This window comes from Psychrobacter sp. PSi21 (genome assembly GCF_054960615.1).
In genome coordinates this window covers 15,298-38,701 of the sequence record NZ_JBHNYR010000016.1, presented here as the reverse complement: position 1 = coordinate 38,701, position 23,404 = coordinate 15,298, and the positions used below count along the sequence as shown (strand labels likewise).

21 protein-coding genes are annotated in these 23,404 nt (G+C 46.7%); 1 reads left to right on the top strand and 20 read right to left on the bottom strand.

Annotated features, from left to right (window positions below):
* Positions 1-176: 176 nt before the first annotated feature.
* The 12 genes from ACFI32_RS11320 to fmt form a co-directional block, all read right to left on the bottom strand.
* Positions 177-1,121, bottom strand: a complete 945-nt coding sequence (locus ACFI32_RS11320) for a TIGR01777 family oxidoreductase (RefSeq protein WP_462626696.1) — start codon at positions 1,119-1,121, stop codon at positions 177-179.
* 62 nt (positions 1,122-1,183) lie between these two features.
* Positions 1,184-1,681: a hypothetical protein gene (locus ACFI32_RS11315; protein WP_462626695.1), complete on the bottom strand. Its 498-nt coding sequence runs from the start codon at positions 1,679-1,681 to the stop codon at positions 1,184-1,186.
* Positions 1,682-1,757: 76 nt separating this feature from the next.
* Positions 1,758-2,264, bottom strand: a complete 507-nt coding sequence (locus ACFI32_RS11310) for a hypothetical protein (RefSeq protein ID WP_462626694.1) — start codon at positions 2,262-2,264, stop codon at positions 1,758-1,760.
* Positions 2,265-2,303: 39 nt separating this feature from the next.
* Positions 2,304-2,750 carry a hypothetical protein gene (locus ACFI32_RS11305; protein WP_462626693.1) on the bottom strand — a complete coding sequence of 149 codons (447 nt, stop codon included), beginning with the start codon at positions 2,748-2,750 and terminating at the stop codon, positions 2,304-2,306.
* A 39-nt stretch (positions 2,751-2,789) separates the two neighbouring features.
* Positions 2,790-3,740, bottom strand: coding sequence for a fatty acid desaturase family protein (locus ACFI32_RS11300; protein WP_462626692.1), 951 nt, complete (start codon positions 3,738-3,740; stop codon positions 2,790-2,792).
* Between the two features lie 256 nt (positions 3,741-3,996).
* Complete coding sequence (locus tag ACFI32_RS11295; protein WP_462626691.1) at positions 3,997-4,668, bottom strand: Sua5/YciO/YrdC/YwlC family protein; 672 nt, start codon at positions 4,666-4,668, stop codon at positions 3,997-3,999.
* Between the two features lie 118 nt (positions 4,669-4,786).
* The gene (gene dprA, locus ACFI32_RS11290) at positions 4,787-6,019 is read right to left on the bottom strand and encodes a DNA-processing protein DprA (RefSeq protein ID WP_462626690.1); all 1,233 of its coding nucleotides are present in this window, start codon (positions 6,017-6,019) and stop codon (positions 4,787-4,789) included.
* Positions 6,020-6,071: 52 nt separating this feature from the next.
* Complete coding sequence (locus ACFI32_RS11285; protein WP_462626689.1) at positions 6,072-7,169, bottom strand: LysM peptidoglycan-binding domain-containing protein; 1,098 nt, start codon at positions 7,167-7,169, stop codon at positions 6,072-6,074.
* 604 nt (positions 7,170-7,773) lie between these two features.
* Complete coding sequence (gene thrC / locus ACFI32_RS11280; RefSeq protein WP_462626688.1) at positions 7,774-9,189, bottom strand: threonine synthase; 1,416 nt, start codon at positions 9,187-9,189, stop codon at positions 7,774-7,776.
* Positions 9,190-9,290: 101 nt separating this feature from the next.
* The gene (locus tag ACFI32_RS11275) at positions 9,291-9,857 is read right to left on the bottom strand and encodes a hypothetical protein (RefSeq protein WP_462626687.1); all 567 of its coding nucleotides are present in this window, start codon (positions 9,855-9,857) and stop codon (positions 9,291-9,293) included.
* Between the two features lie 8 nt (positions 9,858-9,865).
* Positions 9,866-11,434 carry a transcription antitermination factor NusB gene (locus ACFI32_RS11270; protein ID WP_462626686.1) on the bottom strand — a complete coding sequence of 523 codons (1,569 nt, stop codon included), beginning with the start codon at positions 11,432-11,434 and terminating at the stop codon, positions 9,866-9,868.
* Positions 11,435-11,526: 92 nt separating this feature from the next.
* On the bottom strand, positions 11,527-12,603 hold the full coding sequence (gene fmt, locus ACFI32_RS11265) for a methionyl-tRNA formyltransferase (protein ID WP_462626685.1): 1,077 nt from the start codon (positions 12,601-12,603) through the stop codon (positions 11,527-11,529).
* 542 nt (positions 12,604-13,145) lie between these two features.
* On the opposite strand from fmt, the gene ACFI32_RS11260 reads away from it, so the two are divergent.
* Positions 13,146-16,004: a response regulator gene (locus ACFI32_RS11260; RefSeq protein WP_462626684.1), complete on the top strand. Its 2,859-nt coding sequence runs from the start codon at positions 13,146-13,148 to the stop codon at positions 16,002-16,004.
* Positions 16,005-16,047: 43 nt separating this feature from the next.
* Here the strand turns inward: ACFI32_RS11260 and ACFI32_RS11255 are convergent, their stop codons facing one another.
* From ACFI32_RS11255 to rpmH, 8 genes are all read right to left on the bottom strand, one after another.
* Positions 16,048-16,719, bottom strand: a complete 672-nt coding sequence (locus ACFI32_RS11255) for a riboflavin synthase (RefSeq protein ID WP_462626683.1) — start codon at positions 16,717-16,719, stop codon at positions 16,048-16,050.
* A gap of 367 nt (positions 16,720-17,086) precedes the next feature.
* Entirely contained in the window at positions 17,087-18,142 is a 1,056-nt protein-coding gene (gene ribD / locus ACFI32_RS11250) for a bifunctional diaminohydroxyphosphoribosylaminopyrimidine deaminase/5-amino-6-(5-phosphoribosylamino)uracil reductase RibD (protein WP_462626682.1), read from the bottom strand.
* Positions 18,143-18,190: 48 nt separating this feature from the next.
* Positions 18,191-18,658 carry a transcriptional regulator NrdR gene (gene nrdR, locus ACFI32_RS11245; RefSeq protein ID WP_462626681.1) on the bottom strand — a complete coding sequence of 156 codons (468 nt, stop codon included), beginning with the start codon at positions 18,656-18,658 and terminating at the stop codon, positions 18,191-18,193.
* Between the two features lie 90 nt (positions 18,659-18,748).
* Positions 18,749-20,152, bottom strand: a complete 1,404-nt coding sequence (gene mnmE / locus ACFI32_RS11240) for a tRNA uridine-5-carboxymethylaminomethyl(34) synthesis GTPase MnmE (RefSeq protein WP_462626735.1) — start codon at positions 20,150-20,152, stop codon at positions 18,749-18,751.
* A 229-nt stretch (positions 20,153-20,381) separates the two neighbouring features.
* On the bottom strand, positions 20,382-22,064 hold the full coding sequence (gene yidC, locus ACFI32_RS11235) for a membrane protein insertase YidC (RefSeq protein ID WP_462626680.1): 1,683 nt from the start codon (positions 22,062-22,064) through the stop codon (positions 20,382-20,384).
* Between the two features lie 177 nt (positions 22,065-22,241).
* The gene (gene yidD, locus ACFI32_RS11230) at positions 22,242-22,619 is read right to left on the bottom strand and encodes a membrane protein insertion efficiency factor YidD (protein ID WP_462626679.1); all 378 of its coding nucleotides are present in this window, start codon (positions 22,617-22,619) and stop codon (positions 22,242-22,244) included.
* 1 nt (position 22,620) lies between these two features.
* On the bottom strand, positions 22,621-22,980 hold the full coding sequence (gene rnpA / locus ACFI32_RS11225; protein WP_462626678.1) for a ribonuclease P protein component: 360 nt from the start codon (positions 22,978-22,980) through the stop codon (positions 22,621-22,623).
* A 191-nt stretch (positions 22,981-23,171) separates the two neighbouring features.
* Positions 23,172-23,306, bottom strand: coding sequence for a 50S ribosomal protein L34 (gene rpmH, locus ACFI32_RS11220; protein WP_007394757.1), 135 nt, complete (start codon positions 23,304-23,306; stop codon positions 23,172-23,174).
* Positions 23,307-23,404: the final 98 nt, after the last annotated feature.

Below are 23,404 nucleotides of genomic sequence, written 5' to 3'. Positions count from 1 at the left end.
CTGTAAAAACAGAAATAACCTGTTAAAATTTTTTATCACTATTACCAAAATGAGGACACGCTCTAGCCAATATCAGTATTCGTCAGATCAAAAACAAATGGCCAACCGACATACTTCTCTTATCCACGTTGTAGCGCAACGTGCTGCTACGGCGCAGCACTGGTTACGCATCTAATTTATCCTCGCGGCGCATTTAGGGCTTGCTGTATGGTGGTGTGCTCAAACGCATAGCCCTGCGTCAGTAGCGCCTCTGGCAATACCTTTTGTCCATCAATCAGTAAGGTGGCCATTTCACCAAACATAAGCTTTAACAACGGACTTGGTAAGGTGAATATCGTTGGACGATGTAACCACGAACCAACAGCTTTGGTAAACGTGTGGTTACTGACAGGGTTGGGCGCGGTCAGATTGTATACCGTGACTGTCGCGTCGTCATTCTGATCTGGTGCAGCTTTGGTTTCGGATATATGTTGCGACATGATAAAGCAAATCGCGTTGACCCAGTCCTCACGACTGATCCAGCTCATGATTTGGTTACCATCGCCCAGCTGTCCACCCACACCCAGCTTAAACGGCGTCAACAGCTTACCCAGCATGCCGCCCTCAGGGTGAATCACCACTCCAGTGCGTACGATCGCCACAGGGACACCGTATGTTGCTGCTTTTGCTGCCAGCATTTCCCACTCTTGGCATAAGCGATGGGCAAAATCATCCTCAAAGCCGCTGTCTTCGGTCAAAGGTTTATCGCCTTGCGTGCCATACCAACCAATGGCTGAACCGCTGATCAACAATTTGGGCGCTACCGCGGTACGCTCAATAAATGCCAGCAATGCCTCAGTAGGCTTGGTACGGCTGGCGAGTAACTGCGCCTTACGCGATTCACTCCAGCGCGCATCAGCGATGCCAGCACCTGCCAGATTGATGATGACATCATAATGATTGTCTGTTTCTGCCAAGGCCTCATAGGTCATCATCTTGACTGCCTCAGGATGCGCTTGACTGGCATTGCGCGTCAACCACGTGATCTGTAGCGGCTGCTGACGACTTTGTGCCGACGTTATCAACGTGTCACTAAATGCACTGCCTAAAAATCCTGATCCACCACTGATGAGTATGTTCATGCTCTGTTATCCTTTTATGGTATATCCATCGATTATAGACAGTTGTTTTGAAAAAATATGTGTTAGATCGGTTTTGGTAATGCAACCATACTGGTAATCACCGCGCTGATACTGCCAAAAAGGCCAACTCCGCACATCATCACCAGCACCAATCCTATTGTCGTGATTGAGGATATACCCAAAAATCCAGCAATCAAGCCCATATAAAGCGCTGAGATGATAAAGCTGACTAAAAATATCGTGCCAATACTGTGCTCAAAGCCGCGCCGTGCTTGGCGATAAGCCAATAGCATACCTGTGAATAGTGCTGGTACAAAGCCTATCAAAGTACCAAAAATAAATGGCTCATAGCCAATTCTGACAAAGTTATCCATACCAAATGCCAGTAACACGATCAGCTCAAGCAGTACCCCACCAATCACGCTGCCCAATCCTGAAAACAAGATAATAACTTGTAGATAAGGATAAGTCGCCGTCTTGGCGCCACTGCCCTCTGCTTGGCTACCATATGCCTCATTGCTGGCTGGTGGCTGGTTGTCATCACTCGTTATACTGTTCATCATCATGTTCCTATTGGTGTTGGCTATAGGTTCAGTATAGGTAAAGCCACGTATCGTATGATGGATTTGCTGTGAATCATTGATGAGCACTTGTTGAATTGCTGATATCTAATGAGGGCTTGGGTAGGACAAATAGTCCTACTACATAGGCGCTAACCCCGCCAAGAAAGGCAGCAAAGACCACAAAGATAAAAAAGCTAAATGAAAAAGTGGTATTACTAAAAACTGTAAATAGCAAAGCACAAATAACCGTCGATATGACACCGATGATAGCTGACTGTAATAAACCTTTATCATTGCGGTATAGCTTCAACCGCGCGACTAAACAACCAGTCAATGTGGCAGGGATGAAACCTATAATAAGACCCCAAAATGCAAAGCTAGGTATTGCTAATAGCGCGAGCACAAGGTTAAACACGATTTTCTGCGGGAAACCAACCTCTACAATCGTTTCTAAAATCAAAAGCATGCTGAGTACTAACCCTATCACACCGCCACCTATTGCTCCGCCAAAGCACAGATAGGCAGTGATGACTTTTGATTTTGGATAATTTTTGTCACTTGTACTCGTATTTGATTCCATAGCCATAGCCTCACAAACGATCTTCTAACTTTTTAAAAATCAATTAAACGCTTTTTCCTCTTCCTCTGTAGGTAAGGCTGACATACCTGCTAATACCGTACTGATGCCTCCTGTCAGACCAATAGCCAGCAAATGGGGAATATGTATCATAGAATTCAAAAAAATAACGTAGAAGATCGTCGTTATAAGATAACCAACCAAGAAAGCTTGCCTCCACCATCCCTGTTTGATAACGCACTTTTTGTGCACCAACCAAGTGCTGATGCCAGACATAATGACCATGCCAAACAGACCACCACCAACGATATACACTGGGAAAAACAACACCGCCAGCACACCGATGCTACTGTCAGCAGTGACTAACGTTGCCGCAAATGGAAACAAAATGAGTTGAAATAAAGTACCAGCGAGTATAAAAATTCTCTGTACCTTTTGCTCAGGATAAACGTCCAAATGATCGTGTGGCTGAGTCAATAGTTTTTTCATACCACCATCCTTTTATTTGGCGATCGCTTAATAGTCACGCTACACAAAATGCCGACGAAGCGGACAGTCGGTGTCATTTTTACGCTTGTCATGCCCTTCTTTTATGTTTTCCCATCGACGACTGATGAGACTCATCACTACCGTGCGACTGGGTAAGACATGACGCTTGGTCAGGTGCGGTGCCGCCCTATCTAAGCGCTTGGCAAGCGTGGGCAGATGATTGGAGGGAACCGCAGGAAACAAATGATGCTCGACGTGATATAACAAGTTAAAAGTCAGCATATTGACAATAGGGTTGCGCTCGGTTCGGGCGATGGTATCCTCACAATCATGATGTACGCCCCATACGGCGATGATGCCGACACTGGCATTGGCCAACATCATCGTGCCTATGTGATACAGCAGTACCTGCATGAACGTCATATCAATAGGTATCACAGAAACGCTCAATACGGTGGCAATCATCATAACGGCAGCAATCAACCCAAACTCCAGCCAAGCGATGCGCTGATTACGGCAGCTGCTTAAACGCAGTCCTTGACGATAGATGGCCAGTCGATACATCACGCCGCCCAGCATCGCCTGCCACCATGAGGTTTTTGCCAAACTGCCCTCAATGTCGCTGTCGCCCAGCGGATCACGGTGATGCGCCATGTGTGTGGCTCGAATGCTGTGCAAACTGGTCATCAGTAATACACTCAGCAGCAGTACTATGGCTGTCGTCATGCGCTTGCTGGTTCCCAAACTGTGGTGATAGCCATCATGAGCTTGGCGAAACGCTGCCGCAAAAAACAGATAAGATGCGCTGCAAGCTAAGAGATACCAAGACTGACTGGCAAACCACCAAGACATCAATAAAAAGGGGTAAGGCAATATGACGTTATACATCCGTTGACCACGAGTCAGCTGGCATAGGTCTCGCCACTCAACGGTCGCAATCGCATCCTTGATGGTGCTCTGTTTGGTAAGATGGGGCTGATTTGCTGGCATGTTATACATCCATTTGGCATTGCTGTTATCACTGATGCTTAGCTTAATATTGGGATATGATGCATATACTTATTACATAAATTTCTGTTTTAAAAGAAATTATAATATATTTTCTGTCCCAAAATCTAAAACCTCAATCCATCTTGCGCTATTCTTTAATTTCTGTCAATAGTGAAATAAAATAATGTTCGTTCATTTAAAAGGCGGTATGACTGGCTGCTCATCCAAACGAACCTCATTTGCAGCCGACTACCAATCAGCGCAGAATCTGACCCGTTAGCGCATCATGAATTTGGCTTGGTAGCGTATAACCGAGCGTCTCACCCGCCAAAAAAGCCACTTGATCGATATAATCTGGTGTCGCAAAATACGCTTGTGCCTCAGTCAAACTCTGCGCTGGTGGTTGACCAGAGGGGTTACAGCTGGTCGACACCAAAAATCCATAAGGATTGTGCGCCGACACCATCTGCGCGCACAGCTGCTGTACCAGCGGGTGCGCGATCACACGTACCGCCACGCTGCTGTGTTGACCCGTGATCCAGTCAGGAATGGTTATAGGCAATGCGTCAGATACAGGTAGCAACCACGTGTGCGCTTGGCGCGTGTTGATGTCGGTTGCCGTTTGCCAACTGCCAATGGCCGCTTTACGCTGTGAGTCATTAAGCACCGCGAGCAACGGGGCAATACGGCGCACCTCATCAGTGACCACGATCATGCCCTTCTCTATCGGGCGCTGCTTGATATACAAAAGCTGCTGCACGGCTGCTTGATCAAAAGGGTCACAGCCAATACCCCAGACGCTTTCTGTCGGATAGGCCAACAGTCGCCCTTTTTGTAGCCACGTGCTGGCACAGGTTGCGGTGGTCATTACTGTTTGAGAAGTCGTGAATGCTGGCGGAGGTGTGGAGGCGTTCATAGCAGTGGTCATAGGTGATCATAAAGGCTAAGCATAATGGCAAATCACGATAATAGCAAAATGAGAAAATCAGGCAGATATGCTCACCGTCATTAGGGCGTGTCCCTATTTTAAAAATAGTGATTTTAGATTACAGACGGGCGTAACGTCCGCCTTGCTCTTTGATCAGACCCAACAACTCAAGCTCCATCAACTGGCCAATCAGTTGCGGCGGTGCCACTGATAATGTCAAAAGCAGCGCATCAAGGTCTTGACCATGCCAATCGAGCTGTCCGTACACGCCTGATAAGTGCTCAGGTACAGTAGTGCTAGGGCTGGAGGTTGCCTTAGGGGCGGAGGTGGCTTGTGGTAAAGCAGACGGCGCAGGATCATACGTAGCAGCTGTTTTGCTCGCTTCAATGCTATCGCTGAGCGTTTGGCTGGTATCCATGCCAACGACTGGACGTATCAACTGTAGGCCAACGTCATCGGCCACCTGCTGCGGGTGATAGATCAAGGTTGCCCCTTCTCTAATCAGGTAGTGACAGCCTTCAGCGTTATGATTATCAATATGACTGGGGACGGCAAAAACTTGTTTGCCCTGCTCTGAGGTCAGTCGTGCAGTGATCAGCGAGCCGCTTTTGACAGCCGCTTCAGTGACAATGGTCGCCAAGCTCAAACCTGCCACCAAACGATTGCGGCGTGGAAAGTTATGCTGGTTGGGCGGGGTATCGGGTAGCAGCTCACTGATGATGCAGCCACCTTGCTCGATAATATGCGCAAAAAGCGCATCGTGATGATTGGGATAGCAGACATTGATACCAGTACCCATCACTCCGATCGTGCGCCCTTGGCACTCAGGATCGGTCTGAGACAAGGCGCCAAGATGCGCGCGCTTATCCACACCCATGGCAAGGCCACTGGTAATGACGTAGCCTATCTGTGCCAAATACTGCGCCATATCAAACGTGGTTTTTTGGGCATGTGCTGTGGGGTTGCGGCTACCAACCATCGCTATTTGCACGTGCTGCAAACGTTCAATATCACCATGATAAAACAGTAATGGCGGCGGATCATAAATATTCAGCAGTTGCTGAGGGAACCGCACATCTTCAGCAAAGACCAGCTGATATTTACCTGCTGCCAAAGCCTGCTCAATAGCCGTAACGGCATCTACCGTCTGCTGATGTTGTTCGTGCCGCACGATGTGACTGCGATGAATGCGCCGCTGTTGCCATAAGCCTGCGCTCGCCGCCCATGCTTGTCCCGCACTACCAAACGCTGTGATCAATTTATGATACGCAGACAATGATGCGTTAACCTCATACCATAGCGCGACGATAGCGCGCTGTTCGTCGGACAAAGGTGGCGTCAAAGTAGTCATAGTCGTCTGCTCATACAGGCGCGGTTATCCATAATCATACGGCACGAAGGTTTTACAAGTAAGGTGGCGGTAGCAATTGATCGCCAACATTAAGCGGTAGCTCAGAGCTAAGCACATAGGCATAGCTGATGTTATCAAAGGTATTGAATACCATCACCATGCCCGTCGGCTCACTGGGAAGACGTACAGGGGTATCATTGTCACGTATGTCGCGCACCAGTGGCCCTTTTTGATAAACGGTCAATACATCCCCAGGTTTGGCACCTTGGGTACTGCCAAGGTTAATCGCTACCACACTACCGCGTGCCGCTGAGTTGATAGAATTCATCACCCGTACAATCAGGCCACCACGTGTGACTGACGCTGGCGTCGGGTAAAACACAGGCGGAATAGAGTCATCAAGCTCGACAAACACGCGGTCACCTTCACGTACTTCTTTGTCATAAGTATCGATCAGCTGTAAGCTGGTGACGCCGTTGCTTTCGACAGACGTGACCAGACCAGTGGCCACTTGCGTGACTTCAAGGCCAATGCTCTTCTGCGTTTTAGGGTCAACATACGGCTTGCCTTCACGGTACACACCGTAACGCTGTCCCACGATCAAAGGTACACCCTTGGCGTAGACTTTATCACCACGTGCAGTTAACAGATTGCGGTTTTTAGAGGCAATAATATAAGGCGTGGTGTTGAAATCTTTAGGGTTCACAATAATGGTTTTATCGAGCCAATGCTTGATTGCTGACCACGGTACAGGCGGAATGCTATTGGCCGTTGACGTCACGGTAACCGCCGTAGCAACCGCTGTGCCAGTCAATTGTTTTTCTATGCCGGCGCAGCCTTCACCCGTATCAACCCCTACCAAGGTTTGGCCTTGAATCACACACAGAATGAGGACGTCATTAGGGTAGATTAAATTTGGGTTTTTGATCTGCTTATTGGTGGCCCAAATCTCTTTCCAGCGCCATGGGCTGTCCAGATATCGTCCTGAGATATCCCACAAAGTATCGCCTTTTTTGACGATATAGCGGTTGGGTGCATCGGCTTTGATGGTGGGCGCGGGATTATTGGCTTGCGCAGTTGACATCAGCATCACACCACTAAAGGCTGTCATCAGCAGCACTTTTGCCATTTTTGTTAGGCTTGTTTTCATGATCATATCCATAATGTGTCAGGTAAAATACTGGCGCAGTCAACAGAGTGACTTCGTGATTCATCGAGTTCAATACAGGCGGCCAGTAGCTGCTCTTAACGTAGAAAATAAAAGCTACCATAGCACAATATTAAACAACTTTTTACACAAGCGTAACCTTTATTACCATATTTTTTAGAAAAATAAGTAAACCTTGAATGTAGCGCATCTAATCCAAAACCAGTCACACTGCTTTATTCTATGAGTACATCAATTGATGCCCTATCTTATAGTCAATACTCAATAAAACAGAGTCACCACGACGATACGCTATATCAAGTTAAAAAAGGCCAAGATCAGCAAAAAACCACTGCATCTCGATAGTTTTTCCAAAACTGATGAAAAAATGCGGTCTAGGGCATGTCCCTAATTCAAACGTCTATCACCATCTTTAAAATAGGGACACGCCCTAGTCTCACCGCATCGTTTTTATATCGAATACATCATATCAAATCAATACTCAGGTTTTGTGCTATAAAAAAACCTACTGTTTCATGTGAAACAATAGGTTGTTATAAGATAAAAAGACTCTCTAACTTATTCAGAAAATAGCTGAAAAAACCATTTAACGGGTAGAAACATGCTGACGAATTTGCTCGGCGACCGATGCCGCAGCATTGTCCAGTACAGTCACATGCTGCGCCAAGTCCTCTAGCCCCTCGGTATGCGCGGGGCGCTCGATGTCGATTTGACCGACTGCCTCAACGATGGTGTCTGCAAACTTAACAGGCAACGCGGTCTCAGCACAAACAATCACTTCATTCTCACGTTGTAGCTCTTTGGCGACCTTGATGCCATCAGCCGTATGTGGATCGACCAGCTCACCATACTGCTCATAGAGCGCCTTAATGGTGGCTAGGCGGTCATTGTGTGTGGATTTGCCAGCAGCAAAGCCATAACGCGTATTGACCGCTTCCATAAGCTCAGACAAATCAAACCCTTGCCCTGATTTGACACCATCAAACAACTCATGAACACGCGCGCTATCTTTTTCAAGTAACAGATAAACAAAGCGCTCAAAGTTTGAGGCTTTAGAGATATCCATTGATGGGCTTGAAGTGACATAGGTTTTGTCAGTGGGGCGCGGCTGATAAGCCCCTTGGTTAAAGAAGTCATTGAGCACGTCGTTTTCATTGGTGGCGACGATCAAACGCTCAATAGGCAGTCCCATTTCGCGAGCGATGTGACCGGCACAAATATTGCCAAAGTTACCTGATGGCACGCTAAAGCTCACTTTTTCATCATTGCTGGTTGTGACTGCAAAATAGGCTTTAAAGTAATAGACGATTTGTGCGAGGATACGTCCCCAGTTGATAGAGTTGACCGTACCCAAGTCATACTGGGCTTTAAAGTCAGCGTCTTGCTGTAGCGCTTTGACGATATCTTGACAGTCATCGAACATACCGTCGATGGCGATATTATGGATATTGTCATCGGTCAAGCTGTACATTTGCGCGCGCTGAAACTCGCTCATCTTACCATGTGGTGACAGCATGAAGACTTCGACGTTTTCCTTACCGCGCAGGGCATATTCTGCGGCACTACCCGTATCGCCACTGGTCGCGCCGATGATGGTGATGCGCGCTCCTTTTTGCTTCAGGACATATTCAAAGGCATTGCCCAAGAATTGCATGGCAACGTCTTTAAACGCCAGTGTGGGGCCATTTGACAGTCCCAAAATGTATAAATTGTCTTCAAGCTTGCGCACAGGAACGATATCGTCAGAGCCAAATACTTCAGCGGTATACGTACGCTCGATAATATCCTGCAAATCCACCGCAGGAATATCTGTGGCAAAGCGCTGCATAATCGCCATCGCCAGCTTCGGATAGCTCAATGTACGCCATTCATCAAGGACAGCATCGTCAACGGTAGGATAATGCTCAGGCAGCATCAAACCGCCATCTGGCGCAAGCCCCATCAATAGTACGTCGCTAAAATCCATTGGCGCTGTCTGACCACGGGTACTGATATATTTCATTAGATTGTCCTATTAAAGAGTCATATAATATGTAAGTAAAAATGGAAAAAGGTTAGCATCTTTTTGAGCCAAAACGGTCAAAAGTAAAAGGCACAGACAGATTAAAACCAACTGTCTACGATTTTCTCCCAATCTTCTCTCAAAGGTTTTGCAGGGAAAGGTATCTTTATCATCTTACCTCGATCTTGAAACTCTTTAACGACTTCTGCGTTAAGTTGACCAAATACCTGCATAAAGTTGGTTTTTTCGAACGTCACTTTAGGCACATCAGCAAACCATTCAACTATTCCTGGATCTTGTTTTTCTAAATCATCTAACAAAGCCCCGAACCTTTCCCAGTAAACATAATTCTCATCTGAGAACTGTTCAGTAACGACTACAGAACAATCCAAATCTAAATCATCAGGGCAAGCCAATATAGGCACGTATGTTGTAGGCGCATTACTTGGTAGTCCTAAGTATTGCCACACTAACTCTGTATCTGAGCAGTCGTACAATTCTAGGCTGACCGTTAAGTCTCTAGCACTAAAACCATTTAAAATATTTGGAGAGCTATCGGTAAACTGGGCTATCCATTCATTAATAACCATACCATCAATGGCAAAAACTGAATAAAATATTTCAGGCCGCCACTTATTTTGCACTCTGACAACAGACAATTGATTCATACCCATACCTACTTTTTACGAAGCAGCGCATAATAAAAACCATCGCCGCTCTCGCTATCAATTGGCAAGCACTGACGACCAATTGCTTGGGCAATACCCCAATTGCAGTCCTCAGTAAACCCAATCACTACCGCATCATTATGATGGCTGATAAAGTCCTGCATTTGCGCCACGTTTTCTTGCTTTAAGATGGAGCATGTCACATACAGCAAATAACCGCCCGCTTTTAGTTGTGGCCAAAGGTTGTGCAAAATATCAGCTTGTAGCAGCACCGTTTGTTCGATATCTTCCTCAGTACGCAAGATACTGATATCAGGATGACGGCGAATCACGCCTGTCGCGGTACAAGGCGAATCCAATAATATCGCGTCAAAAACGGGCTCATTGGTGGCAGCTTTTTTATTTTTGCCATGCTGCCATCTGGTGGCGTCAGCGCAAACGATATTAAGGGCAATATTTTTTTCAGCATGCTGCAGGTCTTGCTGGGTGATATTGAGACGCTGCAAATTATCATAGATGCGTTCGATACGCGGCGCTTCGTTATCGATCGCCGTGAGCTTGAGGGTAGAGACTGACGAACCTGCTTCTGTATCGTCTTGTTTCACGTGAAACAATGAAGCATCCTCTGAGCTGAGCAGCTCTAGCCAATGCGCAAGCTTACCACCAGGGGCGGCGCAGGCATCTAAGACATGAAGGTCAGTAAGGTCGCTGTCGCAGGCCACTTTGTTTGTTAACGCTTGATTGATAATAGGCGCGGCAAGCTGAGCGTGCATGTCTTGCACGCTGGTAATCCCTTCGGCAAATTGTGGCAAAGCGTTAACCGCTGTGCTTTGATGCAGTCTTAACCCTTTGGTAGACAGCATCAAAGCGGCTGTCTCTGATGAGTTTGAGTCTGCCAGTTGCAGGCCGCTGGTTAGCTCCACCAAGTCGACGTCAATCTCTGCGCCGTACAATGCTTGCTGATAGTCCGCAATCGAGGTCATGGCATTATTGACCCGCAAAAACATCGGCGCTGCTTGGCGCAAGCCTTGGGTAAGCGCATCATAGTGCTCACTCCAGTCTTGTTTTAACTGATAAGCAAGCCAATTGGGCAAGCTGTGTTTTTTGTCGCACTTCTTGCGAAACTTGCTCGGGTTTTTGGCGACTTTACGCAAGATGGCATTGATCAAGCCTGTGGCATGCGCAAACTGGATCTCTTTTGCCGATTCTACTGTCTCATGAATCGCGGCATGATCCGCCACTTCTAAATACAGCAGCTGTGCCAAGCCCACCTGAATCGTGGTACGTACTTCGATCTCGTCAATCGGATTGTCCGCTAGCGTGTCGAGTAATCGCGCCAGCGCATGCCATTGGCGCAACGTGGTGAGCAATAGCGCATGTGCAAAGCCTTTATCACCATCGTGCAGACTGTTTAATAATGGATCAAGCACGCTTGAGAGCGACTGTCCGTTTTGGATAGCAATGAGCGTACGAATCACGCGCACACGTACGCTACCGTTCATGATCAGGTTACTTGACGGTTTAAGCTTATTGTTTCTAGACGCATGGTTGTTAGACGCGCTGTTGGTTTGTCTCATGAAGTTGTGTTTCCTTGACGTATGATCGATCGCGTCTTATGCCAGTAGGGTTAAATGTTATAAAAGCTATTTGGATGCTAATGTTATAAAAGCTATTTGGATTCTGTTGTGAACTGGTCGCCGTCGTTTAGCTGATTGCCATGACAGAGTTGTTCGGCGCTCATCGGCTTGCCGCCAGCAAATTGCAGATTGGTAATGGCTAACGTGTTGCGTGGTTTTTTGTCAGGCGCTGAATCAGTATCCGCTTGTTCAGCGTCTGTTTCTTGACCGCAAGCCACCAAAATGGCCTTGCGCCCGACACTGACCACCGTGCCAGCAGGCTTGTCGGTTTTTTGCGTGCTATTTATGGGTAGTGCCGCGAGTATTTTGACGCGTTGCCCATTTAAAAAAGTATAAGCACCTGGCCATGGCGTCAGGCCGCGTATTTGGCGCTCAATGGTAGCAGCAGGCTTCGTCCAGTCAATTGCACCTTCAGTTTTGACCAATTTTTCAGCATAATTGGCCTGACTGTCATCTTGAGCAACTGCGTTAGCTTGATACTCTGGTAACGCTTTGAGTACCGTACTCACCGCTGTCGCACCCAGCGCCGCCATCTTATCGTGTAGGCTCGCTGCCGTCTCATCGGATGCGATACTGGCGCTCACTTTATAGAGCATGTCACCCGTATCCAGTCCCTTATCCATCTGCATAATGGTGATGCCTGTCTCCTCATCGCCCGCCAATAAAGCACGGTGGATAGGCGCCGCCCCGCGCCAACGCGGTAATAATGAGGCATGAATATTCAAGCATCCATGCGTGGGCGTGTTTAAGACGCCAATAGGTAAGATCAACCCATAAGCGGCGACAATCATAAGATCTGGCTGATAAGTGCGCAGCACTTGCCGTGCAGCCATACCCTCTGTGCTCGATTTTTTAAAGGTCACTGGCTGCTCAACCACAATATCATGTGCCAAGGCCACTTCTTTTACCGCTGAAGCGGATAGTTTTTGCCCGCGGCCTGCTTTACGATCAGGCTGGGTGTAGACGGCAACGATATCGATATTGAGATCGTCTTGCTGATCGATTAATGCCTGTAAGCTGACCGCCGCAAACTCAGGCGTCCCTGCAAAAACAACGCGCAGCGGCGAGTGAGACAAAGGATCTGCTGCTATAGAGGATAAAACGGTCATCGTGGTCGCACCTGCTCAATATGATTGATAAAGACCCGCCACATTATAAGGGAGTTTGTAGTGATGTGCCATCTGGCAATAGGTCACCTTTAAAATGGCGTCTCTTTTAGCAAAATGCGCTAGAATAGCCGCCAAAAATCATACGAGCGTCCTGTTTTCAATAGAGGGTTGTGTTGTGCGCTAGCCAATACCTCGTATTAAGATCAGTCACAATAATATCTGATAAACAAGGTATCGTTGCAGATGACTTTTTATTCTGAACGACTTTTAAGCAAAGTACATAGTGATACGATCACCTGTATCCATCGCCGCGATGACCTCATATGGTCTCAAATCACGCTTGCCATGGATACGCATTGTGAACAATACCGCTTTTAGACACCATAGCGGTTATACCGACGACTGTGGTATAAGATATAACAGTGACCCATTTTATGTGGCTACGTGGCCATAGCGCAGAATCATCCGTGACAACAAATCACCTGAACCTATCAGTACGATCAGAGTAATATTTAAGACGTGTAGATATAGGATTTTTATCCATGCAACAGTATCAATCACTAAAACGCTTACTTTCTTTTTATGCCTTGACCTTGCTGGTGATGCTGGTCTTGTATTACTCCATGATGCTGTTGACACTCAAGTCTCATAGTCAAGAGTACAGTCAGATTATTTTTCAGGCCCTGATTCATGAACTGACAGAAACGGGGATTCCAACCGATGATGACATCAATGCCATACTTGATCGGCCGTTTTTTCAGGACATCAGCTATCAATTGGTAATGATGATGCCTTCTGGTGAAACAGCCGTGTATCGCCATGTACGAGAGGGTGATCATGATTTCGCCACCGTTAGTTTTCCAGTTCTCACCACTCAGCCAAAAAATGCTGGCAGTGCCTATCAAGTGAGCCGTCACTACCTTATCGGTCATCTGAACCTACCCAATGATCAGCAGATGTACGCGATAATGAATCATCGACCAGTACATATAGAGTGGACTGCCTATCAGGTATGGACACCGCTTATGGCGGCCATTATTCTCTTTGTGATTGCCTCCTTGTATTTACTAAAACGCCGTAATGATTGGCAAAAGCTACTGCGCTATGCAGAGGCCATTACCACCACCGAAAAAGACCATTATGCCCCCACACCTTTTGAAGAGGCAGGCAATACATCTGAGTTTTTACGTTTAGGTCACTCATTAAGTCGTATCAGTTACCAGCTGCACAGCAAACAACGACGTATCAAAAATCTTAACCACCGCCTAGAGCGATTGGTTGAACGCTCGCCACTACCCATGCTGATGGTCACGCGCTTGGGTCAGATCAGTTTTTTCAATCAGCGCTTTGAGCATGTGTTTGCCACTACCATTCAGCGTAATGCCAACTATACCCTGACCGACTTTGTGGTCGGTAGTGACAAAACAGTGCAGCAGCAACTACAAAAAATAAATGCACAGCGCGTGGTTCGTACCTTACTGGTTACCGGAATAGAGGACAAGCAAGCCTATCATCTACATATCACACCTTGGTTTGGCGAGCATGGACAAGTACATGGTTTCACGGCCATCTTTAGTAACGTACAAAAACTGATCACCGAAAATCATCATATCGAGCAGCAAAACCAGCAACTGAGTCAGCAGTTGTCAGCAATGACGCGCTTAAAGTCGGTCATGGGTCACGAGCTGCGCACTCCACTCAATGCCATTATCGGTACATTAGATTTGATCGAGGTAGACGGGCTGTCGGACAAAGAAAAAGAGATTATGACCATTCTCACCGAGTCCAGTCAGTTTATGCTGACCATGCTCAATGACATGCTGGATATGGCCAAAATTGAAGCAGGTAAGGTTGATATCGTCAGTGAACCTGTTGATGTCTTTGACACCAGTCGACAAGCTACGGATTTGATGATTGGCAATGCACGGCGTCAAGGTATTGAGCTATTGTATTTTTTTATGCCAAACTGCCCACGTTATATCTGTACGGACAGCAACCGCTTGCGGCAGATTTTATTAAACTTGTTAGACAACGCCATCAAATTTACCCGTAAAGGCTATGTGGCCTTGATCATAAAAACCCTAGACAATGCTCAAATGCAGCAAGTGATTGCAACCGATCAGATCGCAGCGCTAGAGTCTGGTCATCAGAAGTGGCTGCAAAAGACCACCCGTCTACATGACACATGGTTGCATTTTGAAATACAAGATACAGGCATTGGCATCAATCAAGCCGAACAAAGCCAACTGTTTGCGTATTTTAACCAAGCCAACACACGCATAGGCGGACAATTTGGTGGGACAGGACTGGGTCTAGCCATCTCCAATAGCTTTGCTCAGTTGTTGGGCGGCTTTATGCAGCTTGATAGCCAAGTGAAAACAGGGAGCACTTTTCATCTGTACTTGCCTTGTGAATCACCCACTTATCAGCCGGTATACCACTCTCGCGCCGATTTTTCGCGTATTGAACTGATTGCGATCGTCCACCACGCCATCAGCCGTCATTACTTACAAGCGTTGTGTGCACACCTGCAAATTCGCGCTCATGTCTATACAGACTTTACTGGCGGCGCGCAGCATGAGATTACCGCTCAGCTCACACGCTCGTCAGATAAACATATGCCCGTCTTACTGCTCGACTATGAATATTATGTCAAACACAGCGCGCAGCATATCATTCATGCCCCCCATGATAGTGACCTACCAGCCTTACCCATTGCCAATGTCACGCATGATTTGGATACTTTATTGCAACAAGCGCACGTACCCAAAATACTGCTCAGCATGAAGCCTGAACGCGGTATTCCCTCCACCCTACTACAGCAGTTTGACAGCTTTTTGACCAAACCCTTAGACATTACGCTGCTACTATCAGAGCTGGCGCGCTTAACAGCGTCGAACACAGCGCATACCGTAGCACCAACAGAATCTACGTTAGGTAGTGAGACAAACAATCAAAAAGAAGTCGCTGTAACCTCTGACAGCCAAGATACCTTACCTAAAACAGTATCAGAAACAACGTCAGATGCAGAACCATCCAAGCTAGTGCTGGTAGTAGAAGACAACTTAACCAACCAAAAAATCACTTGTAAATTGCTCAGCAAATTGGGCTATCGCAGCACCGTGGCAGAAGATGGCCAGCAAGCACTAAGCGTATTGAGCGTGCAGCGTGCAGACATTGCGCTGATTTTGATGGATTGCCGCATGCCTGTGATGGATGGCTTGGAGGCCACTATGGCGATTCGGGCGTCTGGTGATGACATCACTATCGTTGCGCTGACTGCAAACGATAGCGATGATGACTGCGCCGCTTGTTTTGCCGCAGGGATGGATGGTTTTTTGACCAAGCCTATTAACAAGGCCAAGCTTGAAGCAGCACTGCAGCAATTCATTACTCAATGAATCACTAGCATCAAAACATCAGCCTTGATGACTAGTTACTGATTTATTTCATAAACCCATTGTCTGCCAAAAAGGTTTCGGTGATTGAAGCGGCTTTACTGTTATCAGTAGGCAAATTATGCGATTTGGTCAACAGTCGCTCTAGGTAGCGGGCAACGATGTCTACTTCAATATTAACCTTATTGCCCACCAACCAATGCTGCGCGATATTGGTCACCTGCGCGGTATGCGGGATGATGTTGAGACAGACAATATTGTCCCGCACCAAATTGGTGGTCAGGCTGATGCCATCGACAGTAATAGAACCTTTGGTCGCCGTATAGTGTGCAATCGTTTCTGGTATTTCGATTTCGATATATATAGAACGCGCGTCTTTTTGTAGCTGACGTACTGTGCCCACACCATCCACGTGGCCTGCGACAATATGACCACCAAAGCGAGTGGTTGGCAACATGGCTTTTTCTAGGTTGACCACATCGCCTGTTTTTAGAGTATCAAGTGCCGTATGTTTTATAGTTTCACGTGAAACATCAACGGCATAATGGTTGCTACCAAATGCTACCACTGTCAGGCAAATACCATTAGAAGCAATAGAGTCTCCTAATGCGACATCACTAAAGTCCAAATCGTCTGACTCAATGATCAAGCGGATATCACCGCCAACAGGCTGCATAGATTTGACCCGCCCAGTACTCTCGATAATACCTGTAAACATAACCACCTCGTTTTGTTGTATTGTGGGATAAGCTGTGGATAACTTACGTTATTGATCGTCAAAACTGCCCAGATAAGTATTATTTAATGAGTTATCCACAACCCATTTATATCATATAGCCCATTAAATAGAACGATTGAAAATCATGTTAAGCACATGTTTTTAATATATTTTTAATCGTATTTGATATTTTATTAGCCAACAGTATGTTCCATGTGAAACCTTAACAAGGTAAAGTTATACACAGTTCCATGTGAAACCTTTTGATCCGTTTTGTGGTTATCCTCAGTCGCAGCATAGCTCACAATACTGGGGATAAATGGTTTGTAGGTTGTTTTTTGTCTAGGGCGTGTCCCTAGAGATAAACCTATAAAGGGATCAACGTCAGTTTCATATCCGTACCCATGCGCTCATGCGATTGAAAGGCAAAGCGAAGCTGCTGCGCCAGAGACAGCGGGTTAAAATCGGCCATAGCGCGTGCCGCCGCACCCAACAAACACGGTGCTTGATACACAATCAACTCATCGACCAATTGCTGACTTAAAAAGTGACCTGCTACGCCAGCTCCTGCTTCTACCAACACATCAAAACATTGATAGTCGCTGACCAACGTTGTTAATAACGTTAACACATCATCGTTGCGCCAAAATAGGGTATCTGAACGGCGACAAAGTTGATAAGTCGACTCTGCATCAAGCGCTAAGCGCATACGGCGATCGAGCACGACCACCATAGGCTGCGGTATCTGTTCAAGAGGAATACCAAGCTGCGTGGTGCGTACCGTCAGTTGGGGGTTGTCGTCGATGACGGTTTGGCTACCAGTGATGATAGCACCGCTACGCGCACGCAGCGCTTGGACATCATCACGCGCTGCTGCTGAGGTGATCCATTTTGATTCCCCTGTTGCCATCGCCGTACGGCCATCAAGGCTGGTGGCAATCTTTAGCCGCACGTACGGCAAACCTATACGCATCGCTTTTAAAAAGCCTTCATTGAGTGCCTCGGCCTCTTCGGTCAATACACCGACCTTGACCTCAATGCCCGCTTGCTGCAACAGTTGTACGCCGCGTCCTGCTACCTGCGGGTTGGGATCCAGACCTGCAATAACCACGCGCGCAATGCCTGCTGTAATCAATGCTTTGGCACATGGCGGCGTACGCCCTGTATGGCTGCATGGTTCTAGCGTCACATAAGCGGTCGCGCCTACGGCCTGCACACCAGCATCGCTAAGCGCGAACACCTCAGCGTGCGGCTGACCTGCCTGTGGGTGAAAGCCTGCTCCCACTACTGCCTCTGACTGCACCACCACGCAGCCCACAGCAGGGTTGGGGCGGGTGGTATACAGGCCATGTTTTGCCTGCTCAATGGCCAGCGCCATAAAATACACATCTTGCGCATGGATCGCTTGAGTTGATAGTGCCATAACAAAATTTCCAAAATTTTTTAACAGTCACAACGTAGGGACATAGCCTTAGCTGTTATTTTTTTCGGTAGGGCGAATATTGGCAATTTCTTGATGAAACGCATCGATATCTTGAAAGTCACGATAAACGCTGGCAAAACGAACATAAGCGACATCATCTAAGGCTTTAAGCTCGCTCATGATGATCTCCCCCAGTACTTTGCTGTCAATTTCTCGCTCGCCCATCTGCCGTACCCGTTTTTCCACGCGGCTGATCATGGCCTCTTGCTCATCCAAGGTAATGGGGCGTTTTTGTAATGGTAATAAAATCGAGCGGCGCAACTTTTCATTGTCATAAGGCTCGATTTTGCCACTTGATTTGATGATTCTTGGCATCACCACCTCGACCATCTCAAAGGTCGTAAAGCGCTCTTGGCAGCTGCTACAGGAACGGCGACGACGTACCTGCGCGCCGTCGGCCGCTAAGCGTGAGTCGATAACTTTGGTCTCTGAAGCATTGCAGTAAGGACAGTGCATACCTTCTTCCTTGTGTTCGCGCATCATGTGGTGGGTAGCGTGGCGGTCATAACATAGTCATGGCAGACTGGATATAATCGTACTCATCACCTATTTACCAATACAAAAGCTGCCAAATATTTTACCCAATAAATCATCAGCACTGAATTCGCCTGTAATCTCGCCCAAGCTTTGCTGCGCTTGGCGTAGGCTCTCTGCCACCAGCTCGCCTGCAGCGAAAATAACCAGCTGCTCATGCGCATCTTGCAAATGTTCGGCAGTGCGTCTAAGGGCGTCCAAATGCCGAGTTCGTGCGATCAAGCTGTTTTCAGGAGGGTGAAAACCTACTTTATCGCACAACACTGTTGTTAACGTATCAAGGCCAGTGCTTGTTTCACATGAAACATTTACCTGATCGTAGCCTTCACGCTCGACATGTACTGCGCTTTGCGATGCGCTGTCTAGTAAGTCACTTTTATTAGCAATTAATAGCAAGCGCTTGGCATCAGGCAGCGTGCCAAAAAGCTGTTTTGCCAGCTCTAACGGGTTACCATCACCAGCCAAATCACGCGTCACATCATAAACCAGTAGCAAGATATCCGCTTGCGTGATGGCTGTACGCGCACGTTCTATACCAATACGTTCCACGGTATCCTCAGTATCGCGTAGCCCTGCCGTGTCGGTTAGGTGTAGGGTCAAGCCGCCCAGCACCACTGTCTCTTGCAAGGTATCCCGCGTTGTCCCTGCCACATTGGTGACAATCGCACGCTCCTGTCCTGCCAGACGGTTCAGCAAGCTTGATTTACCAGCATTGGGTCTGCCTGCAAGCACCACATGAATACCATCGCGCAATAGTTGGCCCTGTTTTGCTGTTGCCAGTACCTGCTGAATTTGCGTCTGTGTGTGTTCAAGTTTGGCTAAAATCACGCCATCGGATAAAAAATCAACGTCCTCTTCGTCAGGAAAGTCAATAGCCGCCTCTACATGCAAGCGTAAATGAATCAGCTGCTCTAGCAAGGCATTGATTTTGACCGAAAACTCACCGCTTAAAGAGCGAATCGCACTGCTGGCGGCGGCGGCACTGGTGGCATCAATGGCGTCAGCTATCGCCTCAGCCTGCACCAAATCTAGCTTATCATTATCAAAAGCGCGATAAGAAAATTCGCCCGCGCCTGCCTGCCGCGCACCCAGCTCAAATGTCCGTGCTAACAGCAGATTTTGTAAAATCACGCCGCCGTGACCTTGTAGCTCGATCACATCTTCACCCGTAAAGGAATGCGGCGCGTTAAAATACAACACCAATCCTTCATCGATGACACTACCATCAGCATTATAAAAACGGCAAAAGCTGGCCAAACGCGGCGTAAATTCGCGCTTTTTTGTCAGTAGGCAAGCAATCGCATATGCCTTAGCGCCTGACAGACGTATGATACCCACACCACCGCGTCCTAGTGGGGTGGCGATTGCAGCTATGGTGCTCATCCCAGACGTGCCATGCGCCGCATCAGTCGGCATGGCCGCTGCATTAACAAAATCCACAATCTCTCTCACTATCGTATTAAATGACTCAGGGCTTCATTATAGACACCTATAACAGCACTGACAAAATAAACTTTATCTGATAGTACACGACTGCTACTACAAAGAATCTGGTTTTGCTTTTGACTGGATACAACTTGCTATTCTGACGCCATAAAAAAACCACCGCCGAAGCGATGGTTGTTTTAATACATTATCTGGTAAATCAGTCTAATACTTTTACTGTGCGACGTTTTTGCTCTTCTTGTACCTTTTTGTTGACGATGTACTGCTGCGTCATACTGAACAAGTTGTTCACTGTCCAGTACAGCACTAGACCTGCTGGGAAGAACAACATGAAAGCGGTAAAGATGATCGGCAAAAACTTCATCACTTTTGCTTGCATCGGATCAGTTGGCTGCGGGTTGAGCTGCTGCTGCACAAACATAGATACACCCATTAGCGCTGGCAAAATGAACGCAGAATCCATCGCTGACAAATCATGAATCCAAAAAATCCAAGGGGCATGGCGCAGTTCAATACTCTCAACCAATACCCAGTATAATGCTAAGAAGATGGGCATCTGCATCAAAATAGGCAAACAACCCGCCATTGGATTGACTTTTTCTTCTTTGTAGATCGCCATCATCTCTTGCGACATCTTCATACGATCGTCGCCATGCTCTTCTTTAAGCGCTTGCAAACGTGGCGCAATCGCACGCATCTTCGCCATTGAGTAGTAGCTCTTGTTAGAGAACCACATCAGCGCAATTTTCACCAAGATGGTGAGCATGATAATGGACCAGCCCCAGTTGCCAAGGACTTTATGGATGCCTTCAAGCAGTGCAAACAAGACTTTTGAGATCGGCCATAACAGACCGTAATCGACCGTTTTGTTCAGACCAACGGCCACTTCTTTTAAGTCTGACTGTACTTTTGGCCCTGCATACAATGTCGCATCAAGCGTCATCTGCTTGTTGGCTGCCACATTGATCGGCTGGCTGTTAAAGCCAATAAAGTAGTCGCCATTGGTCTCACGGCTAAAGAACTTACCCGTGAAGTTATCAGGTGTCCATGCAGAAACAAAATAATGCTGAACAACACCCACCCAGCCTTTGTCACTAGACGCCGTCAGTTCACCATCACTAAAGTCTTTAAATTTCAGCTTATTGTATGGATCGTCTGGTGTGCCCCATGCGCCGCCCAAGTAAGTCGCCATGCTGAGCGCGCCTTTGTTAGACATACCAGGGTCTTTACTGTCATCACGTTTGAGCTGAGCAAACATCTGACCTTGCCACGGCTGATCAGAGCGGTTTTGAATCTGATAGCTGATATCGATAGGATATTTATCGTGAGTAAAGGTGAAGGTCTTAGTGATAGTCACGCCATCTTTTTGATAAGTCAGCGGTACTGATAATGTCTGCTGACCATCTTTCATCGTATAGCTGTTGGCACTATGGCTGTAATTGGCACGACCTGCAGCGGTATCGATACCGTTAGGACCGATCAAACCTGACTGCGCCACATAGACCCGATTGCTATTGTTCTCTAGCAATACAAAAGGCTCATCGCTATTGAGCGTGGCATCATATTTCTTCAACGCAGCATAGACAATATCACCGCCTTCTGGGTTGATTTTGATATCGTAGCGATCAGTCGTGACCGTAATCAAACCAGCATCTTTAGCAGGTGCTGTTGGTGCCATCACGGTATTGCCAGATGAGGTTGAGGCTGGAATGTCACCCGCAGTACCTGTGGTAGATGGAATATCTGCACCCACTGTCGTGGCCATCTCTGGTGTTGCGTTGACTACTGGTACATTCACATAATCATCTCGCCACGCCAAAATCAGCAGATAAGCGGTGATGCCCATCGCAATGAGGATCATCACCCGAAATATCTTTTGCATAAACCTTTCCTAGAGTGAGAAGTTAGGGCATGTATTCTGACTGCCACCCTACGGCTACTTATATAAGTAGCCCTAACAGGTGCAATCATTTACATAAAATGGTCATCATTTTACTAAAAAACCACTTCGAATGATACCAACAGCACAGATAAGCTACGCAGCACTGTATAGACGAACTTATCTTGTTGCCATCCAAGCGTTTAAGCGAGCGACGTAGCTGTGGCCATCTCGGTAGACATATGGATAAAAATTGATAGCTGCGGGCAACAAAGCAGTCTGAGGAAGATATTGATAGCGGTAAGTCGCTAAGGGCAACGGCACAAAGTCTATGCCGTTGCCACCCAGTGGATGACAGCGACCAAGACGTTTAAGTAAAAGCCAACTGCCTCGCCAAACGCCATGCCACTTTATGGCTTGCTGCCCATAATGTGAGCAGGTTGGATAATAGCGACAACGTGCTGGTAAAATTGGGCTGATAACCTTTTGGTAGAAATAAACAATACTTAAAATTAATTTATAAAAAAAATTGTTTATTGATTTTAATATAAAATTCATATTATTTTTTTTCTATTTTTTTAAAAATTTTATTTATTTCATTTTTTATTTCTAAGTTTGAAAATTCTTTATTAAATTTTTTAATAATAAAAATTATATCTTTATTTTCTAATTTTTCTGATTTTTTTCTAAACTGCTCGCGGATTTGCCGTTTAATGCGGTTGCGTTCAACCGCCGTTGGCACCTTACGCTTGGTAATGGCCATGCCCACTCGTGCTTGATGGGCATCATTGGTACGTACAAAGGCCATTAAATGGCTTTGATGTAGCTTACGTTCAGGCGCATCAAACACATAGCGAAAAGCGGCAGGCGTCAGTAAACGCTGAGCCTTGGTAAATTGAGATGAAGAGACATGAGACATGACAGCACCTGATAATGGCGGTTAATGATAAGCATATGATATATAAGTAAAATATAGCAATAAAAAAAGCGCCTGAATGGGCGCTTTTTTATATGGCAGTGTATTGATAGTAACTGTTTTTGCTTATCTTCAAACATATCAGTTGATAATCAATAAGCGCCATGGCTATCGTGTGTTACCGATTAATGATATTAGACGGTAAGACGATGACGACCTTTAGCACGGCGACGAGCCAAAACTTGACGGCCTTTCTTAGTTGCCATACGAGCACGGAAACCGTGAGTACGCTTGCGTTTGATCACGCTTGGCTGGAATGTACGTTTCATAACTCACCTATCTAAATAATGGACTGAATTGGCAATAACGGAGAATTATATCATTTCATCATATACTGGTCAATGAACTATTCATGCAGAATCTAAAA

Bases quoted from the DNA above. Each gene is read 5' to 3' on its own strand.
- ACFI32_RS11320 (WP_462626696.1), bottom strand. From the start codon at position 1,121: ATGAACATACTCATCAGTGGTGGATCAGGATTTTTAGGCAGTGCATTT.
- ACFI32_RS11315 (WP_462626695.1), bottom strand. From the start codon at position 1,681: ATGAACAGTATAACGAGTGATGACAACCAGCCACCAGCCAGCAATGAG.
- ACFI32_RS11310 (WP_462626694.1), bottom strand. From the start codon at position 2,264: ATGGAATCAAATACGAGTACAAGTGACAAAAATTATCCAAAATCAAAA.
- ACFI32_RS11305 (WP_462626693.1), bottom strand. From the start codon at position 2,750: ATGAAAAAACTATTGACTCAGCCACACGATCATTTGGACGTTTATCCT.
- ACFI32_RS11300 (WP_462626692.1), bottom strand. From the start codon at position 3,740: ATGCCAGCAAATCAGCCCCATCTTACCAAACAGAGCACCATCAAGGAT.
- ACFI32_RS11295 (WP_462626691.1), bottom strand. From the start codon at position 4,668: ATGACCACTGCTATGAACGCCTCCACACCTCCGCCAGCATTCACGACT.
- dprA (WP_462626690.1), bottom strand. From the start codon at position 6,019: ATGACTACTTTGACGCCACCTTTGTCCGACGAACAGCGCGCTATCGTC.
- ACFI32_RS11285 (WP_462626689.1), bottom strand. From the start codon at position 7,169: ATGAAAACAAGCCTAACAAAAATGGCAAAAGTGCTGCTGATGACAGCC.
- thrC (WP_462626688.1), bottom strand. From the start codon at position 9,189: ATGAAATATATCAGTACCCGTGGTCAGACAGCGCCAATGGATTTTAGC.
- ACFI32_RS11275 (WP_462626687.1), bottom strand. From the start codon at position 9,857: ATGAATCAATTGTCTGTTGTCAGAGTGCAAAATAAGTGGCGGCCTGAA.
- ACFI32_RS11270 (WP_462626686.1), bottom strand. From the start codon at position 11,434: ATGAGACAAACCAACAGCGCGTCTAACAACCATGCGTCTAGAAACAAT.
- fmt (WP_462626685.1), bottom strand. From the start codon at position 12,603: ATGACCGTTTTATCCTCTATAGCAGCAGATCCTTTGTCTCACTCGCCG.
- ACFI32_RS11260 (WP_462626684.1), top strand. From the start codon at position 13,146: ATGCAACAGTATCAATCACTAAAACGCTTACTTTCTTTTTATGCCTTG.
- ACFI32_RS11255 (WP_462626683.1), bottom strand. From the start codon at position 16,719: ATGTTTACAGGTATTATCGAGAGTACTGGGCGGGTCAAATCTATGCAG.
- ribD (WP_462626682.1), bottom strand. From the start codon at position 18,142: ATGGCACTATCAACTCAAGCGATCCATGCGCAAGATGTGTATTTTATG.
- nrdR (WP_462626681.1), bottom strand. From the start codon at position 18,658: ATGCACTGTCCTTACTGCAATGCTTCAGAGACCAAAGTTATCGACTCA.
- mnmE (WP_462626735.1), bottom strand. From the start codon at position 20,152: ATGCCGACTGATGCGGCGCATGGCACGTCTGGGATGAGCACCATAGCT.
- yidC (WP_462626680.1), bottom strand. From the start codon at position 22,064: ATGCAAAAGATATTTCGGGTGATGATCCTCATTGCGATGGGCATCACC.
- yidD (WP_462626679.1), bottom strand. From the start codon at position 22,619: ATGAATTTTATATTAAAATCAATAAACAATTTTTTTTATAAATTAATT.
- rnpA (WP_462626678.1), bottom strand. From the start codon at position 22,980: ATGTCTCATGTCTCTTCATCTCAATTTACCAAGGCTCAGCGTTTACTG.
- rpmH (WP_007394757.1), bottom strand. From the start codon at position 23,306: ATGAAACGTACATTCCAGCCAAGCGTGATCAAACGCAAGCGTACTCAC.